The organism is Hydrogenophaga sp. Root209, assembly GCF_001428625.1.
Classification (GTDB): Bacteria; Pseudomonadota; Gammaproteobacteria; order Burkholderiales; family Burkholderiaceae_C; genus Hydrogenophaga.
This window is the reverse complement of sequence record NZ_LMIE01000032.1, coordinates 1-13,845: the sequence shown is the minus strand read 5'-3', so window position 1 is coordinate 13,845 and position 13,845 is coordinate 1. Positions and strand designations below refer to the sequence as shown.

The 13,845-nt window shown below is 62.2% G+C and carries 15 protein-coding genes and 3 pseudogenes; 11 read left to right on the top strand and 7 right to left on the bottom strand.

The features are described 5' to 3' along the window. Nucleotides 1-2 precede the first annotated feature (2 nt). Together ASE11_RS21325 and ASE11_RS27160 are read left to right on the top strand one after the other, a co-directional pair. The gene (locus tag ASE11_RS21325) at nt 3-470 is read left to right on the top strand and encodes a hypothetical protein (RefSeq protein WP_056276534.1); all 468 of its coding nucleotides are present in this window, start codon (nt 3-5) and stop codon (nt 468-470) included. An 18-nt stretch (nt 471-488) separates the two neighbouring features. Beyond that, nucleotides 489-740: pseudogene (locus ASE11_RS27160) on the top strand (phosphatase PAP2 family protein); the annotation flags it as partial. 189 nt (nt 741-929) lie between these two features. Here the strand turns inward: ASE11_RS27160 and ASE11_RS21320 are convergent. The 3 genes from ASE11_RS21320 to ASE11_RS26175 all read right to left on the bottom strand — a co-directional run bounded on the left by ASE11_RS21320 (nt 930) and on the right by ASE11_RS26175 (nt 3,549). Beyond that, nucleotides 930-2,759 carry an N-acetylglutaminylglutamine amidotransferase gene (locus tag ASE11_RS21320; RefSeq protein ID WP_056276530.1) on the bottom strand — a complete coding sequence of 610 codons (1,830 nt, stop codon included), beginning with the start codon at nt 2,757-2,759 and terminating at the stop codon, nt 930-932. Beyond that, nucleotides 2,735-3,223: a hypothetical protein gene (locus ASE11_RS26030; protein WP_156406449.1), complete on the bottom strand. Its 489-nt coding sequence runs from the start codon at nt 3,221-3,223 to the stop codon at nt 2,735-2,737. The genes ASE11_RS21320 and ASE11_RS26030 overlap by 25 nt, the downstream gene beginning before the upstream one ends. A gap of 83 nt (nt 3,224-3,306) precedes the next feature. Then, the gene (locus ASE11_RS26175; protein ID WP_162258080.1) at nt 3,307-3,549 is read right to left on the bottom strand and encodes a hypothetical protein; all 243 of its coding nucleotides are present in this window, start codon (nt 3,547-3,549) and stop codon (nt 3,307-3,309) included. 966 nt (nt 3,550-4,515) lie between these two features. On the opposite strand from ASE11_RS26175, the gene radC reads away from it, so the two are divergent. The 5 genes from radC (at nt 4,516) to ASE11_RS21295 (ending at nt 8,850) form a co-directional block, all read left to right on the top strand. Then, nucleotides 4,516-5,052 carry a RadC family protein gene (radC, locus tag ASE11_RS21315; RefSeq protein WP_056276527.1) on the top strand — a complete coding sequence of 179 codons (537 nt, stop codon included), beginning with the start codon at nt 4,516-4,518 and terminating at the stop codon, nt 5,050-5,052. A 436-nt stretch (nt 5,053-5,488) separates the two neighbouring features. Further along, nucleotides 5,489-5,884, top strand: coding sequence for a single-stranded DNA-binding protein (locus ASE11_RS21310; RefSeq protein WP_056276524.1), 396 nt, complete (start codon nt 5,489-5,491; stop codon nt 5,882-5,884). 80 nt (nt 5,885-5,964) lie between these two features. Next, nucleotides 5,965-6,825, top strand: a complete 861-nt coding sequence (locus ASE11_RS21305; protein ID WP_056276520.1) for a DUF932 domain-containing protein — start codon at nt 5,965-5,967, stop codon at nt 6,823-6,825. A gap of 71 nt (nt 6,826-6,896) precedes the next feature. After that, nucleotides 6,897-7,898, top strand: a complete 1,002-nt coding sequence (locus ASE11_RS21300; protein WP_235501401.1) for a ParA family protein — start codon at nt 6,897-6,899, stop codon at nt 7,896-7,898. Further along, complete coding sequence (locus ASE11_RS21295; RefSeq protein WP_056276511.1) at nt 7,879-8,850, top strand: ParB/RepB/Spo0J family partition protein; 972 nt, start codon at nt 7,879-7,881, stop codon at nt 8,848-8,850. The genes ASE11_RS21300 and ASE11_RS21295 overlap by 20 nt, the downstream gene beginning before the upstream one ends. Here the strand turns inward: ASE11_RS21295 and ASE11_RS21290 are convergent. Next, nucleotides 8,810-9,664 carry a hypothetical protein gene (locus ASE11_RS21290; protein WP_056276508.1) on the bottom strand — a complete coding sequence of 285 codons (855 nt, stop codon included), beginning with the start codon at nt 9,662-9,664 and terminating at the stop codon, nt 8,810-8,812. The genes ASE11_RS21295 and ASE11_RS21290 overlap by 41 nt on opposite strands. A 338-nt stretch (nt 9,665-10,002) precedes the next feature. Between ASE11_RS21290 and ASE11_RS21285 the strand changes: the two genes are divergently transcribed. Beyond that, nucleotides 10,003-10,578: a hypothetical protein gene (locus tag ASE11_RS21285; protein ID WP_056276506.1), complete on the top strand. Its 576-nt coding sequence runs from the start codon at nt 10,003-10,005 to the stop codon at nt 10,576-10,578. A 16-nt stretch (nt 10,579-10,594) separates the two neighbouring features. Continuing rightward, nucleotides 10,595-11,566 (top strand): relaxase/mobilization nuclease domain-containing protein, encoded by a 972-nt coding sequence (locus ASE11_RS21280; protein ID WP_056276502.1) that lies wholly within the window; start codon nt 10,595-10,597, stop codon nt 11,564-11,566. 153 nt (nt 11,567-11,719) lie between these two features. Here ASE11_RS21280 and ASE11_RS26335 read toward each other — a convergent pair whose 3' ends face one another. Next, complete coding sequence (locus ASE11_RS26335; RefSeq protein WP_200959400.1) at nt 11,720-11,863, bottom strand: hypothetical protein; 144 nt, start codon at nt 11,861-11,863, stop codon at nt 11,720-11,722. On the opposite strand from ASE11_RS26335, the pseudogene ASE11_RS26785 reads away from it, so the two are divergent. Further along, nucleotides 11,802-12,073, top strand: a pseudogene (locus ASE11_RS26785) (hypothetical protein). The gene ASE11_RS26335 and the pseudogene ASE11_RS26785 sit on opposite strands and share 62 nt — an antisense overlap. A 151-nt stretch (nt 12,074-12,224) precedes the next feature. Here ASE11_RS26785 and ASE11_RS21275 read toward each other — a convergent pair. Continuing rightward, nucleotides 12,225-12,470 (bottom strand): annotated as a pseudogene (locus ASE11_RS21275) (ParB/Srx family N-terminal domain-containing protein); the annotation flags it as partial. Nucleotides 12,471-12,935: 465 nt separating this feature from the next. Between ASE11_RS21275 and ASE11_RS26020 the strand changes: the two are divergent. Further along, a complete protein-coding gene (locus tag ASE11_RS26020) occupies nt 12,936-13,100 on the top strand; it encodes a hypothetical protein (protein ID WP_156406446.1) in 165 nt (54 codons plus the stop codon). 73 nt (nt 13,101-13,173) lie between these two features. Here the strand turns inward: ASE11_RS26020 and ASE11_RS21270 are convergent, their stop codons facing one another. Beyond that, nucleotides 13,174-13,722, bottom strand: coding sequence for a hypothetical protein (locus ASE11_RS21270; protein WP_056276498.1), 549 nt, complete (start codon nt 13,720-13,722; stop codon nt 13,174-13,176). Between the last annotated feature and the right edge of the window lie 123 nt (nt 13,723-13,845).

Sequence of the window (13,845 nt, the reverse complement as noted above, 5' to 3'; positions counted from 1 at the left end):
GGATGCTCTTCAATATCGCGGCGGACATCGCCAAGCTGAGCCTTTTCATCGCTTGCGCTTATGCGTTGCTGGGTGCCTATGCACGGCGGCAAAGGCCGCAATGGACCGAGCCTATGACGAAGCGCCAGTTGTCCGTCTTGGGACTGCTGACCGTGGCCGTGGGTGGAGTCAAGCTCATCGAGGATGTGGTCGCGAAAGAGTCTGGGCCCGTTGACGAGGCCATCCTGTGGTTTGTTCGAGAGCATGTGCCCGCCGCGCTGAGCAACTTCTTCGCCGCGTTCACGTTCAGCGGGTCAGCGCGGTTTCTGGTGCCCGTTGCAGTCGTGGCTGCCGTGGCACTGCTCGTCGCCCGGCGCCGTTCCGAGGCTTTGCTTGTGGGTGCATCGCCGATCGCGGCAACGCTCGTCGTCTGGGGCATGAAAGCCATTGTCGGCCGGGCTCGCCCGGCATTGTGGGATGCCCAGTGGTAATGGGGTTCCAGCTTTCCCAGTGGGCACACCCTCACGACCGCGGCGTTCTCCACCGCTGTCGCTTTGTGCGTGGCGCGTATCTGGCCCCAGGCCGGGACCCTGGCGATGGTGCTTGCTGTGCTGTGGACAGGCCTGGTCGCCGTTTCCCGTCTCGTCCTCGGTGTTCACTGGCCCTCGGATGTGCTCGCTGCCATCTGCCTGGGTGTGTTCATCCCCCTGCTGTTCAGCGTCACGAACGAGCTGCGTTGGCAATCATCCACTGCGCGATAGGCCTGGCGCCGTGACGATCAGCCGCAGCGGCCGCGGTTGACCGATCGGCTAGAGCGCTGGTTCATCGGGCCGGTGGGCTCCAAACCATCAGCCTTTATTGGGTGGCGGGCGGCATGCGGTCCGAGCGTTGCCAATCCGTGCGCTTCAATTCGGAGTCGGGGGTGCGGGCCAGGGAATTCGTGGTCATGCTTACACCGCGCCTGCACCACTCGCCACACTGTCCACATGCACCTGGAGCCACCATTCCAGCAGCGCCAAGTGCCACAGTTTGCTGCCCTGAATGCGCGTGAAGTGCGCCTCTGGGTTGGCCAACAGCTTGTCGACGTAAGCGCGCTGGTACAGACCACGCCTTTTGCAGGCATCGGATTGCAGGATGCCGCGCATCAGTTCGAGGAACGGGCCGCGCACGTGCTTCAGGGCGGGCACCGGGAAGTAGCCTTTGGGCCGGTCGATCACTGCGTCCGGGATCACACCGCGCGAGATCGCTTTGAGCGGGTACTTGCCACCTTCCTTGAGCTTGAGTTCCGGCGGCATCCGCGCTGCGAGCTCCACCAGTTCGTGGTCCAGGAAGGGCACTCGAACCTCCAGGCCCCAGGCCATCGGCATGTTGTCCACACGCTTGACGGGATCGTCGACGATCAAGGTGGTGGCGTCAAAGCGCCAGACCTCGTCGAGGAACGTGTCGGCCTGCGGCTTGGCCAGTTCTTGAGCAACCATCTCTGTCGTCACATCAGGAACATGCCACTCTGGTGCAATCATCTCCAGGTACTCGGCATGGTCACGGTCGAAATAGTGCCGACTGAAGCGCTCGACCGCCGGGCCAGTTTCAGCATCCATCAGCGGGTACCAGAAGTAGCCGCCAAAAACCTCGTCGGCACCTTGGCCTGCCAGGACCACCTTCACCTCCTTCGACACCCGTTCGCTGAGGAGGTAGAACGCGATCACGTCGTGGCTCATCATGGGTTCGGTCATCGCTGCCACGGCTTCGGGCAGGCGTTCCAGCACTTCGCTGTCGGGAATCAGATGCTTGTGGTGACGGGTCTTGTACTGCTCCGAGATTAGGTCCGAAAACTCGAATTCGTCTGCCTTCTCCGCGCCCACACTGACGCCGGGGATGCCCTCGAAGCCGATCGAGAACGTCAGCAAATCGTCCACATGATCAGCCAACAAGCCGACCAGCAGGCTCGAATCCAGACCGCCCGACAGCAGAACGCCCACCGGCACGTCGGCCGCTAGGCGATGGCGCTCAAGCGCGCGCTTCAGTACCTTGGCCGTTGCGTCCAGCCACTCGGCTTCGGTCGGTGGCTGCGCCGGCCGGGTGACATCCAGAGTCCAGTACACCCGCTGCGTGACCCGCCCGTCCAGGCTCACCGCCATCGTCGTTGCTGGCGGCAGCTTGCGCACTCCGCGCAGCACCGTGCGTGGTGCCGGCACCACGGTGTGCAGCGTGAAGTGATGGTGCAAGGCCACCGGATCCAGTTGCGTGTCCACGCCGCCGCCGGCCAGTAGCGCCGGCAGGCTCGACGCGAAGCGCAGCCGCCCGGCGTCCTGCGTCAGGTACAGCGGCTTGATGCCGAAACGATCGCGCGCCAGGAACAGGCTGGCGCGGTGCTTGTCGTCTGCTTCCTGCATGTCCCAGATGGCAAAGGCGAACATGCCGTAGAAGCGCTGCACGCACTGCTCGCCCCAGGCGTGATACGCCTTCAGGATCACTTCGCTGTCGCCTTCCGAGAAGAACGTGTAACCCATCTCGACCAGCTCAGCCCGCAATTCCCTGTAGTTGTAGATCGTGCCGTTGAATACCAGGGCCAGGTGCAGCGTGGTGTCCACCATCGGCTGATCGGCGCTCGGCGACAAGTCGATGATGGCTAGGCGCCGGTGACCGAAGGCCAGAGGCCCGTCGACGAACGTGCCGCTGTGGTCCGGCCCGCGGCGCGCGAGGTGCTCGGACATGCGTTCAACCGCCCGCATATCGGGCGATGCGCCGTCGAATCTCAGTTCACCGCAGATGCCGCACATGGTGAAGGGGGTGATCCGGTTGCGCCAAACAGCAACTCCACCATTTGAGTCCGTTCAGCAACGCTCGGACAAGCGGGGTCTTCAGGAGACGCCGCAGAGGTTTGCGCGGCGGTGGGTGCGGGCGCAGGATCGACACGCTCCATTGCGTCGAAGCGCATCATGCTGTAGGTCTCGTTGACCAGGGAGTTGTGCGATCCATCCTTGAAGCGCACATCCGATTCGACCGCCCGCATCACTTGCGCCATGCGATGGCATTGCGGTGTCGCGACGCACACCGGCAGTGCTGCAAGGAGAAACGGCCAGCGTTGTCGAACCCTCTGTGAAAGCCCTGGCTGGTCTCGCTCCGAATCTGGCGAACGCGTCAGCTTGCGCTGGTCAAGTCTGAAGCAGAAGCAAGCGCTGTTGAACAGATCGATAGCGCTGCGGGGCGCGTCATGAAGCGTTGGTGGCAGGACAGCGTTCAAGTCAGTGCTTCGTGGAGACCAGAGGGTAGGGGAAGGGCGTATCCACCATTCGGGAGGCCCATTTCATCCCATCAAGTTATCTCTCACTTCCTCGGCCGTCTGTTCGCTGGGCGACGCTTTGGCGATTCCGAAGACACCAGGCCCATGAACGACGGGTCATCCACTTCCGGCACCCGGCCCAGGTCTTCCTGCATCAGGCCGGCGGTTTGCCACAGGTCGTGCGGCAAGGCCACGCCCTTGGCCAGGGCGACCATCTTGCCTTCTCTGTGAATTCTTGAATGTGCCAACGAGAAAGCCTCGTCCGTTGTGGAGCCCTCGTCGCCCATGTCGCGCTCCCCTGTGCCTCAGGTCTTGAGCTCCCAGCGCAGCACCATAGATAGCCACGGCCATCAGCACGGCGATGCTTGCTGGCCAGATGCGGGCCATCCAGATCAGCCTATTCCACAGGGGTGGCAACGGATCTTCGGGATGTGCGGTGTTGATGGCCAGCCAACAAAAAGATGGACGTTCATGCGTGGTACCCGTCTGCGTTGACCTTGCGCCGGAAAAACCAGTACGACCAGGCCTTGTATCGCCTGATGCGTCGGCCGCTCTGAGTCAAGTAAGTGGCTGGCGAGCGCCGATGAGAGCGTCGCTACACTTTTAACAGGATCGAATACGCGAACTGCAGATCCGTTACCCACAGAGACTGTGTCCTAGCCTGTGGATAACCAGGTGGACAACGCCCGCAGGCCACAGCCAGCCTGACTTGCGGGCGGCTGCTTAAAAGTTGGGCGTTTCGGATGCTGTGCCGATGCACGATGAATCCGCACTTGGACGGGCCATTCCCCTTACCGTGAGCACTCAATGACCACAGCTGACATGTGCTGCTGGAGCCTGTGGACTCTGATCAACACCGTCTTGCCGGCGCGACGTAACACCCTGCGCGTTGATGCACGAAATTGATCCATATTCGCCGCAGTGAGGATTTGTGCGTCCCGGCTATCGCCGTCGGGCTCTGCGGGCTGCGCCCCGCGCCCCGTGCCGGGTCGCGGCCATGCGGCTTCGATCCCTGACGCCTCTGGCCGTCGGTGGGCCCCCCGGCCTGCGCGCTGCTCTTGCCTGTTTCGCGCCTGCTTGTGTGGTGGGGCTGGCTTGCTGTTCCCTTCATCCTTGCACACCGTTCTCGCCGTCAAGGTCTGCGCGCACTTTGTGCGCTGGCGGCCGTTCGGCCGTCTTCGAACCTGTGACCGCTGCGCTGCGGCGTGCCGGTTCCGGTCTCGGGCAATCCCGCCCGATCACTGGAGTCCGTCATGCAGCACGATCTGTTTTCTTCCCTCGATTCCTTCCAGGCGCTCTCGGTTGCCGCTTCCGCTTTGCTGGTGCGCGATGTCGCTGGCCAGTACCGTCCGGCCGAGGCAGACGAGGTGCTGCTGGTCGCACAGCAACTGCTGGCGGCGCAGGTGCGAGGCAACGACGTGATGTCCTCGCCCGCCGTGGTCAAGGACTTCCTGCGCGCCCGGCTAGGCAACTTGCCGCACGAGGTGTTTGCGGTGGTGCACCTTGATGCGCAGAACCGGGTGCTCGACTACGTGGAAATGTTCCGGGGCACGGTGAGCCAGACATCGGTCTACCCGCGCGAGGTGGTCCGCGATGCACTCCTGCGCAGCAGCTCAGCGCTGCTGCTGGTGCACAACCATCCCTCGGGGGTGGCCGACCCGTCGCGGGCCGACGAGTATTTGACGCAGACGCTCAAGCAGGCGGCAGCGCTGGTCGACGTGCGGGTGCTGGATCACTTCATCGTGGCGGGCAGCTCGGTTCAGTCGATGGCTGAACTGGGCCTAGTGTGAACCATGGGCCTTCGGGCCCATTTTTCTTTTGAGCTCAAGTGATCGCAGCGGCTCGAACGTCGCGCCAGTCGCTGCGCTTGGTGTCACGCCGTCCGCAGAGCCGCCGCTGCTCAAGCACTGCGGACACCTGCGCAGTGCTGCGGCGCCCGAAGAGGTGGGGGCAGCGCGTGCGCCAGTCGGCCCACCGTCATCCCCCCACGGCGCCCCCGTCCCCCTGTGAGGGGGACTTGTGGGGGGATCTTTCAGCGGTGGGCCAGGCAACAGGCTCACTGCTTCGGCTGCGATGTTTTCCCCATCCCCCACCCCTTCCCGAGGGAAGGGGCCTTGCCCACCCCCCGCCCGCCCGTGGGCGGGAGCGAGGAGTCCGAGCGAGAGGATCGGTTTTCAGGGACCCCGGATCGGGGCCCGGCCGATTCGCTCATGCAAGGAGTCCAACATGTCCAACGTTTTAGTCATTCAGCGCCACGCGCACCTGGCCGGTGCCGTCAAGTTCGAATTCGTCAACGGGCGCGAGAGCAAGCTCGCCAAAGCACTGCTGACCGCCATCAGCAACCAGTACCGGGGCAGTGGTGAAGACCGCGAAGAGCGGGCTGTTGCCATCCAGTGGACGCTCTGGGGCAAGCAGGCCGAACACGCCGCCGAGTACCTGGGCAAAGGCTCGCACGTGAACCTCGTGGGGCGCCTGCACAACAACCAGTACCTGGACAGCGAGGGCCGTGAGGTCTACGGCGTGGAATTCACCGTTGAGGATATCGACTACCTCGACAGCAAGGCCGAGAGTGAGGCCCGCCGCACCCGCAGCAACAGCGCCCAACAGGCAGCCAGCGCTTGAAGCCACACACCGGGCGGTTCGGCCGTCCGGCATACACCCACACCGTTTCCCCAACCATTCACCGATTCAGGAGCATCACCATGTTCTCAACATCCAACGCACCCCGTCTGGCCACGCGCTTTGGCCAGAACACCTTCGTGATTCGCAGCGAAACGCCACTGGCTGAAGACGAGATGCGTCGGGCCGCCCCGTCCATCTTTGCCGAAGGCAAACACGGCAGCCGCTCCGAGCGCTACACCTACATCCCCACCATCGAGGTACTTCGCGGCCTGCGCAACGAGGGGTTCGAGCCCCTCATGGTCGCCCAGAGCAAAAGCCGCATCGAAGGCAAGACCGAGTTCACCAAGCACATGATCCGCATGCGCCACGCGGGGCAGGTGAACTCGCGGCCCGAGGTCAACGAGATCATCCTGATCAACAGCCACGACGGCGCCAGCAGTTACCAGATGCTTGCTGGGGTCTTCCGCTTTGTCTGCTGCAATGGTCTGGTGGTCGGCAACGTGTCCAACGACATCCGCATCCCCCACAAGGGCAACATCGAGGACGAGGTGATTGAAGGCGCGTTCCGGGTGCTGGAGGATTTCGAGGCCGTGGACGCTTCCACCGAAAGCATGAAGTGCCTGACCCTTCAACCCGAGGAACAGCGGGCTTACGCCACTGCCGCACTGGCGCTGCGCTACGGCGAGCGAGGGGAGGGCGAACCACCGGCACCGGTGACCGCGGACCAACTGATCGAGGCCCGCCGCCCCGAAGACTTCGGCGCCAGCTTGTGGACCACCTTCCAGCGCGTGCAGGAGAACGCATTGAGAGGCGGCCAGCTGGGCAGGGGAGCCAAGGGCCGCCGTCTGCACACGCGCCCGGTGGCCAGCATCGACCGCAGCGTGAGCCTGAACCGCGCGCTGTGGGTGCTGGCCGAGGAGATGCGCAAGCTCAAGGCCTGAACGATCAATGCGCTGGATTCCCAGCCGAATCCAGCGCCTGCCATGTATCGCACCGCTCCCATCATCGGGCGGTGCGTGCGCGCGACTTTCTGAAACGCGCTCGTCGGCTGGCGCCGGCTCGCGCGATCCCGGCCGCTGGCGCATCGAGTGCGGCGCCCGGGAACCTTCCTCCGCCTCGGACCTTCCTTGTTGATCGTGCCGGAGGACTCCTCATGAAGACCCTTGTGCTCGCCAACCAGAAGGGAGGCGTCGGCAAATCCGCCGTTGCCACCTTGCTGGCTCACCACTACCGAAGACTCGGCCTGCGCGTGCTGGCCATCGACCTGGACCACCAGGGCAACTTCTCCAATCCCCTGCGAAAGTGCCAGCGCACCGCTGTGGCCGAAGTCCCGGCCAGCTGTTTGCTTGCGCATAGCAACCCAGCGATACCGAGTGGCGACTTTGTGCTGGCGGCTGCTGATCGGGACCTCTCGGATCTGGAACGCCAGCCCACGCTACACAACACCTTTGCCAGCAACTTCCGTGTCTGTCTGGCGGCCATGGATACTCGCTTCGACGTCTGCATCGTGGACACCAATCCCAACCCCGACATCCGCGTCATCGCAGCGCTGGTCTCGGCTGACTTCGTGCTTTCGCCGATCCAGCTCAATCAGGAAGCCATCAGCGGCGTGTCCGCGCTGCTCAACCACCCGCGGGTCGGCGTGCGCAAGATCAAGGCGGTGCTCAATCCGAAGCTGCACCTGATCGGTTTGTACCCAACGATGGTGGAGGCCACGCCGCTGCAGAAAGAGAACTTCATGCAGCTGATCCAGCAATTCAATCCCCTGCTGATTTTCTTTGGACCGAAGCCAGGCGACATCGCGTCAATGCCGCGCCGTTCAGCAGTGGCCGAAGCGCAGGCCGAAGGGCTCGCCCTGTGGGAGATGAAGAAAACCGCAGCCCGCGACGCCTGGCGCGAGATCGAGCCTGGACTGACCTTCATCGCCAATACGGTGCTGTCGCTGAGTCCGGCGGATGCGACAGCCATTGCCACAACCATCAACGGAGCGGACCATGGCCCTGTCGCTGGATGACCTGGATCTGCTGCCAGCGGCACGGGAGAGCGGCACTCCGATGCAGATCCCGCTCGGTGCCATTGATGAAGATCCGGACCAACCCCGGCAGGAGTTCAACGACGAGTCCCTTGCCGAACTCGCCGAGACCATCAAGGCGCGCGGCGTGCGCCAGCCAGTGTCCGTGCGCACGCACCCCACACAGCCCGGCCGATGGATGCTCAACTTCGGGGCGCGGCGCCTTCGGGCGTCCAAGCTCGCAGGGATACCTGAGATCCCGGCCTTCTTGGACAACACGGCCAACAGCGTGGACCAGTTCATCGAGAACGAACAACGCAAAGGGCTGACTCCGCTTGAGATCGCGCTGTTCGTGCAGCGGGCGCTCAACCGGGGCGAGTCGCAGGCCGACATTGCGAGGACTATTTGTAAGAGCCGACAGTACGTGACCCTGGCGACCGCATTGATCGATCCACCCGACTGGTTGATGTCGGCGTACCGGGAGGGACGCTGCCGGGGACTGAATGAACTCTACGAGCTGCGCAAACTGGCCAACGAACACCCTCAATACGTCGAGGCCTGGGCGTCTGATCGCAGCGTCATCACCCGAGATCGCGTGATGACGCTCCGAGCCGATCTGGCGGAGGGGTCTGGCAGTGTGCGGCGCGGCACCTCGACACTGATCGAATCCATGGAAGTCAGCCTGGGTGAGGGCGTAGCCCAGGATCAGACCGAGAAGATTCTGGAAGTCTTTGCTCCACCTGCGGAACCTGTCACTCGCGCTCCCCGTCAAGCACCGCTGAGGCTACTGGCCAGCATGGGTGGTGTCGAAGTGGTCGTGAACACCTTGCTAGCTCCGCCGCAAGCCGGACAGCTCTATGTGACCCCGTTGAATGGCGGTCAGAAGGAAACGGTGGAGACCAGCCGCCTCACTCTCATTGGCCTGGTACGGGACGTGAGTTGTCAATCTGATTGACAGAGGGCAAGGCCTTCGCAACCGATTTCGGCTCGCTTGCGACATCCTGGCCAAGGTGCAGCGTGTACCGATCGTTGATCCTGAAAACCGTTCGAATGCCCCCATTGGGTAGTGCCTCCTCCAGCACGTCGAAGTACTCGGCCGCCAACAGAATACCCTTGAGGTTCTGGTGCCCATACCGTTTCTGCAGGTCGATGAGTTCGTCGGGTGCCTCGCGACGGATCAGGTTCAGCGCTGTGGTGAGATATGCCCAGCCGTGTGGCCGTGCGGTTTTCAGGGCAATTTCACCGAGCATCGCCACAAGGTGACTGCTCTGCAGAAAACCCAGTTCCATCTGCCGCACGCTCTCGGGGGAGGCCCAGAAGGTAGCTATCTGTCGCCGGCCTTCGTCAAGCGCCTTCACCCAGCCCTTGAGCCTGTCCATCATGCGAAAGGTCTCGTCCCGCTGGGCATCCAAGTACGCCAGCGCCGTTTCCGCGTCACCGTCTACCGCAGAGTGCCAGCGTGGCAGAAAGTGATGGATCAGATCGTTGCGAGCATCGACCAAGACGCGCATCTCTTGGTCGTGCTGGTCTATGAACTGCGTATCGGTCTCAACGGTGAAGTGAAAGCCAATCCAGGGCTCCGTGATCTCATCGGGCGTCTGGTGTTCCGGTGGCGCTTGCAGTACGTGGGTCACCATCTTTCCGGCCAGTTCACCCATGGTTTTCCGGTGTACCGCAGTTCTCTGCGCTTCCATGCGCTCTTCCAGCTGGCTTGCTGGCCCGTGCACCGAAGCATTGGCATTCATGTGCTTGAGCATGGCTTCAACCATCTGGAAATTCACGACATTTCGACCGATTCGGCGCAGTACCTCGTCTCTCTCTGGAGTCCGGTCCAATCCGCGAGGCCGTGATTCGTTGTTCAACTGGGTTCCTCCCGTGTGGATCAAGTTGCATGCAGACGCTCTTCGCCTGGTCGGATGTCAATCTGATTGACAACCTGGCCGCCATCAGCGCCGCATGCGTTTTGCTGGATTTTCGACCGAATCCAGCGACTCGTATCTACCGATCCTCAACGACCATAAGTTCATAGATGAGTGCAGGATAGGCGGCCGGCCGCCAGTTTCACAAACGCCTCGCTTTGCTCACGTCTTCAACCTTCGGTAGGCACATGAACGCACAAAACCCGGACTTCGTGACGGTCGATATGCGCGGTTTGAAAGCCGCGCTGGTCGCTCGTGCGACGGCCCAACGGGTGAGTGTGTCGGTGCTGGTCCGGCGGGCCGTGGCCCGCGACCTGGGGCTGGATGAGTTGTCCCCACCGCAGTTCTTTTCCTCTGGGAACGGCTCAACACCTGGAGGACTCATCGTCAAGTTGTCAATCAGATTGACAACTTCTGAAGCAGAGCAGCTGGCTGCTGGCGCTCGTTCATCGGGTCTTTCACGCGGCGCCTACCTGGCCGGTCTCGTCGCTGGCATTCCCGCGCTGACATCCGGTACCAGCCGAACCGATCAGCTCGCCGTTCTCACAGCGTCCAACGCCCACCTGTCCAGCCTCAGCCGCAACGTACACGTTCTTACGCGCTTCCTGACTTTGGGCAACGTGCCGCAGGCGATGGTGTACCGCGACATGCTCGACGCGCTCGATGTCGATGTCCGGCGACATCTCGCCCAGGTCGCGGGTTTGCTGGCCGATCTGCGCCCGCGCAGGCACACCGCCGAAACCCAGCACCGTTCCACCCGCTGACTACGAGGAGAACACAATGGCCCAGACGTCCAGCATCGATGGCGTGCTCGTTCAGTGGGGCGACCGCCTGTTCTATCCGGGCAACCGGATAGTCAAGGTCCAACCCCAGCCTAGGCTGGACACTTGTTCCATGCGACAGCGGGCGGCCGCCATCCGCCAACGCATCGAAGCCACGGTGGTGCGCCGGGCGCCGCAGGTCATGGTCAAGGTCACGGGGGGAGGGCGGGGCATGCAGGCCATTGCGGCCCACTTCCGCTACATCAGCAAGAACGGTCGGCTCGACATCGAGAACGAGCAGGGCGAGACCGTCCGTGGCAAAAGCGCGGTGCACGAACTGGCCGACGACTGGCGGTTCGGGGGCAGCCTGATCGACGACGTCGGGTACCGGCGCGAGGCCTTCAACATCATGCTGTCCATGCCGCGCGGCACCGACCCGCTGATCGTGCAGATGGCTGCTCGCGAGTTCGCGCAGACCGAGCTGTCTGACCACAAGTACGTGATGGTGCTGCACGACCACCAGGCCAACCCGCATGTGCACGTCAGTGTGCGGGCTGAGTCTCAATACGGCCGACGACTCAACCCGCGCAAGGCCGATCTGCAGCGGTGGCGCGAGACCTTTGCCGAGAAGCTGCGCGGCTATGGTGTTGAGGCCGAAGCCACGCGGCAGGCCACCCGCGGCCGGAACGTGAGCCACCCGGACCTCTGGCGGCTGAAAGCCCAGGAGCATGGGCGATTGAGAAAAGCTCGACCCACTTCCAGTTCAGGGGACAAGACGCGCACCAGCAGGGCGGACGCATTGAAGGGCTGGCTACACATCGAGCAAGCCCTTGCGGGGTCATCCGATGCCAGGGACGTGAGGCTGGCTGGTTCGATTGCCTTGTTCATTCAGGAGGCGACTTCGTCTTGGAATCCTCAGAAAGGCAAGCAAGAAATTGGCGAGGACTCGCAGCGTTCGATACCCTTGGCGAGTCCGCAGATTCGCCGCTAGCGTCCTTCCAACGTGCGCACGTCTGCGTAGCAGATGGTTGCTGGTGGCGCAGGGGAAGTTCAGGGCTATCCAGCGATCAGACTCTGCGGCTGTTGAACTTCGCGTGCACATACAAGGTTTCTACAATCGTGTCGCGCGCTTCGCGCATTTTCATCAATCGAAAGTAGATAAACCAATGGCAATTGCAAAGAAAACCATCGCTGCGAAGAAGGCATCCGCAGCCCCCAAGGCCGCTGTGGCCAAGAAGCCAACTGCAAGCGTGGCGCCCTTGAAGCCGATCAAGACGGCCTTCAACAAGACCACGCTCCAGGTTCACCTGGCTGAGATGGCCTGGGCGAGTTCACGCTGCCAGGTCTGCTCAAGATCACCGCGCAGGCGATCCCCGCCAAGAAGAAACGCCGCGGCATCGACCCCTTCACCAAGGTCGAGCGCGAATTCGCAGCCAAACCCGCCACCGTGCGCGTGAAGGTTCGCCCCCTGAAGAAGATCAAGGACGCCTCCCTTTAAGGTCTCTCGGGCGCTCGGCCGTAGACTGAGCGCCCGAATCGGCGGCTCTTTATCTGCGTAAGTAAGAGACCCGCTAAGCCAATCGGGCGAGCTCCAAGAAGCTCATCAATACATTCTGGGCCGGGTGCATGGCTTCGCGCTGCAAGTTCTACATCAAGCTCACGGTGCGCGCAGCCGCGTCCGGCGCCAGCAAGCAGAGCTCCGCGAAGTCCTTGACGAGCTTGCGCCACTTGACCAGCAGCTTGAGCGCGGCAAGGCGACGGGGACCGGCCACGACTTCGTCGTGCTCGCCATCGGGGACACGCACGACGTTGATGTTTTGCAGCAAACCGACGCAGGCAATGCTCGCGGCCAGTTCGGGAATCGACGTTCCGCCGCTCTTGAGCATCTTGCGTGCCGTTCAGGGCACGTATGACCGTCCCGAACCACCATCCTTCAAGGCGTTCGACAAAATTGTCGATCTGGTCCCGTACTGCTGCACGATAAAGTTCGCGCGCAATCTCTTCGCGCACGTCGATGATATTGGGGATCCGTCAAGGACGTAGATTGCGCGTAGAAGACTCAGCCGGAGTTCGTTGGGCAGAGCTTTGTAGGCAGCATAGGCCTCAGCGTTATGCTTACTCTTCGACGACGCAACTGTATGAAGGAGGCGCTTGTCGGCTTCGGCCTCATCACGATCACGCACCCGCAAAAACGATGCTGCCGATCCCTCCGGGGCCTGACTGGTTGTGAGCAGCACATATCGGGTTCGAAAGGAGGCGTCGGGGTTCTTTGCTACCAGCTTCGACCAGATCAGCAAAGTTTTCCATAGGTCGGTGCTGCTGTCGGTCAGATTGCCGCGCTTGGCTATGTGGTGTTTGGTTTGAATCAGCTCGATTGCATTGCCATCAGCTTCGAACGCGATGTCATCAAACTTCTCGATCTAGATTTCGAGCTGTGGAGCGTCGAAAGTCGCGCGAAGTCTGGCCAGCAAGGCATAGCGGCATTGAAAGAGATAGCCAGTCGCCGACGCGCTAGCTTCATGTGATTTGCCCACATATTCTCCTGTCCCCGAAGATGTATTCGTATCATCCTTTATAGCCGAGGCCAATAGGGTTCGGCTATCGCACGCCTCGAACTGCATCGCGGACCATTCTGGCTATGTAGACCTCGATATCACATTCAATCGCAAGCTTGAAGAACTCTTCTGCGGCGGACCCGGCTGACAAACGATGAGATCGAACCGCATCGCGTGCGAAGCGCTTGAGCGTGTCGATGTCGCTTCCAGAGACGTATCCCATTGACTGAACCTGGGCGCGAAACGCGTCGGCTACTTGGTGAGGCAGGGCAGGGCCTTCGACAAAGTAGCGCAGGTACGGCAGGAAGTTGCCGTGGCTCAGGATGTCATAGCCGCGAGTCCCGTTGAACTCGAAGACCTCTTTGCGGGATTTTCTGGAGCCGATGTTGAGCTCCGGATCAGTGAAGTAGCGCAACCGGATTGCGGGGAGGGCCTTTCGTGCCAGCAGCGATCGCGCCAACTCACCCGCCGCCTCGCAGGACTTACACAGCGCATCATGGTCGCGAGACGGATCGAATCGCAATAGTCCAAACAACTTAGCCTCCTCGGGCTTCAAGTCGATGGCCCACGCCCATTCCGCAGTCGTGCTCATCGCTCAGCGCCACTTGGTGGATGCCCCGATGGCCAGGTCAAATTCCCCCACCCTTGGCCACCCCAAATTCCCCCAGGCAGGACGGTCGGATTATGACGACTCGGGTGTGATGGCGATGCGTGC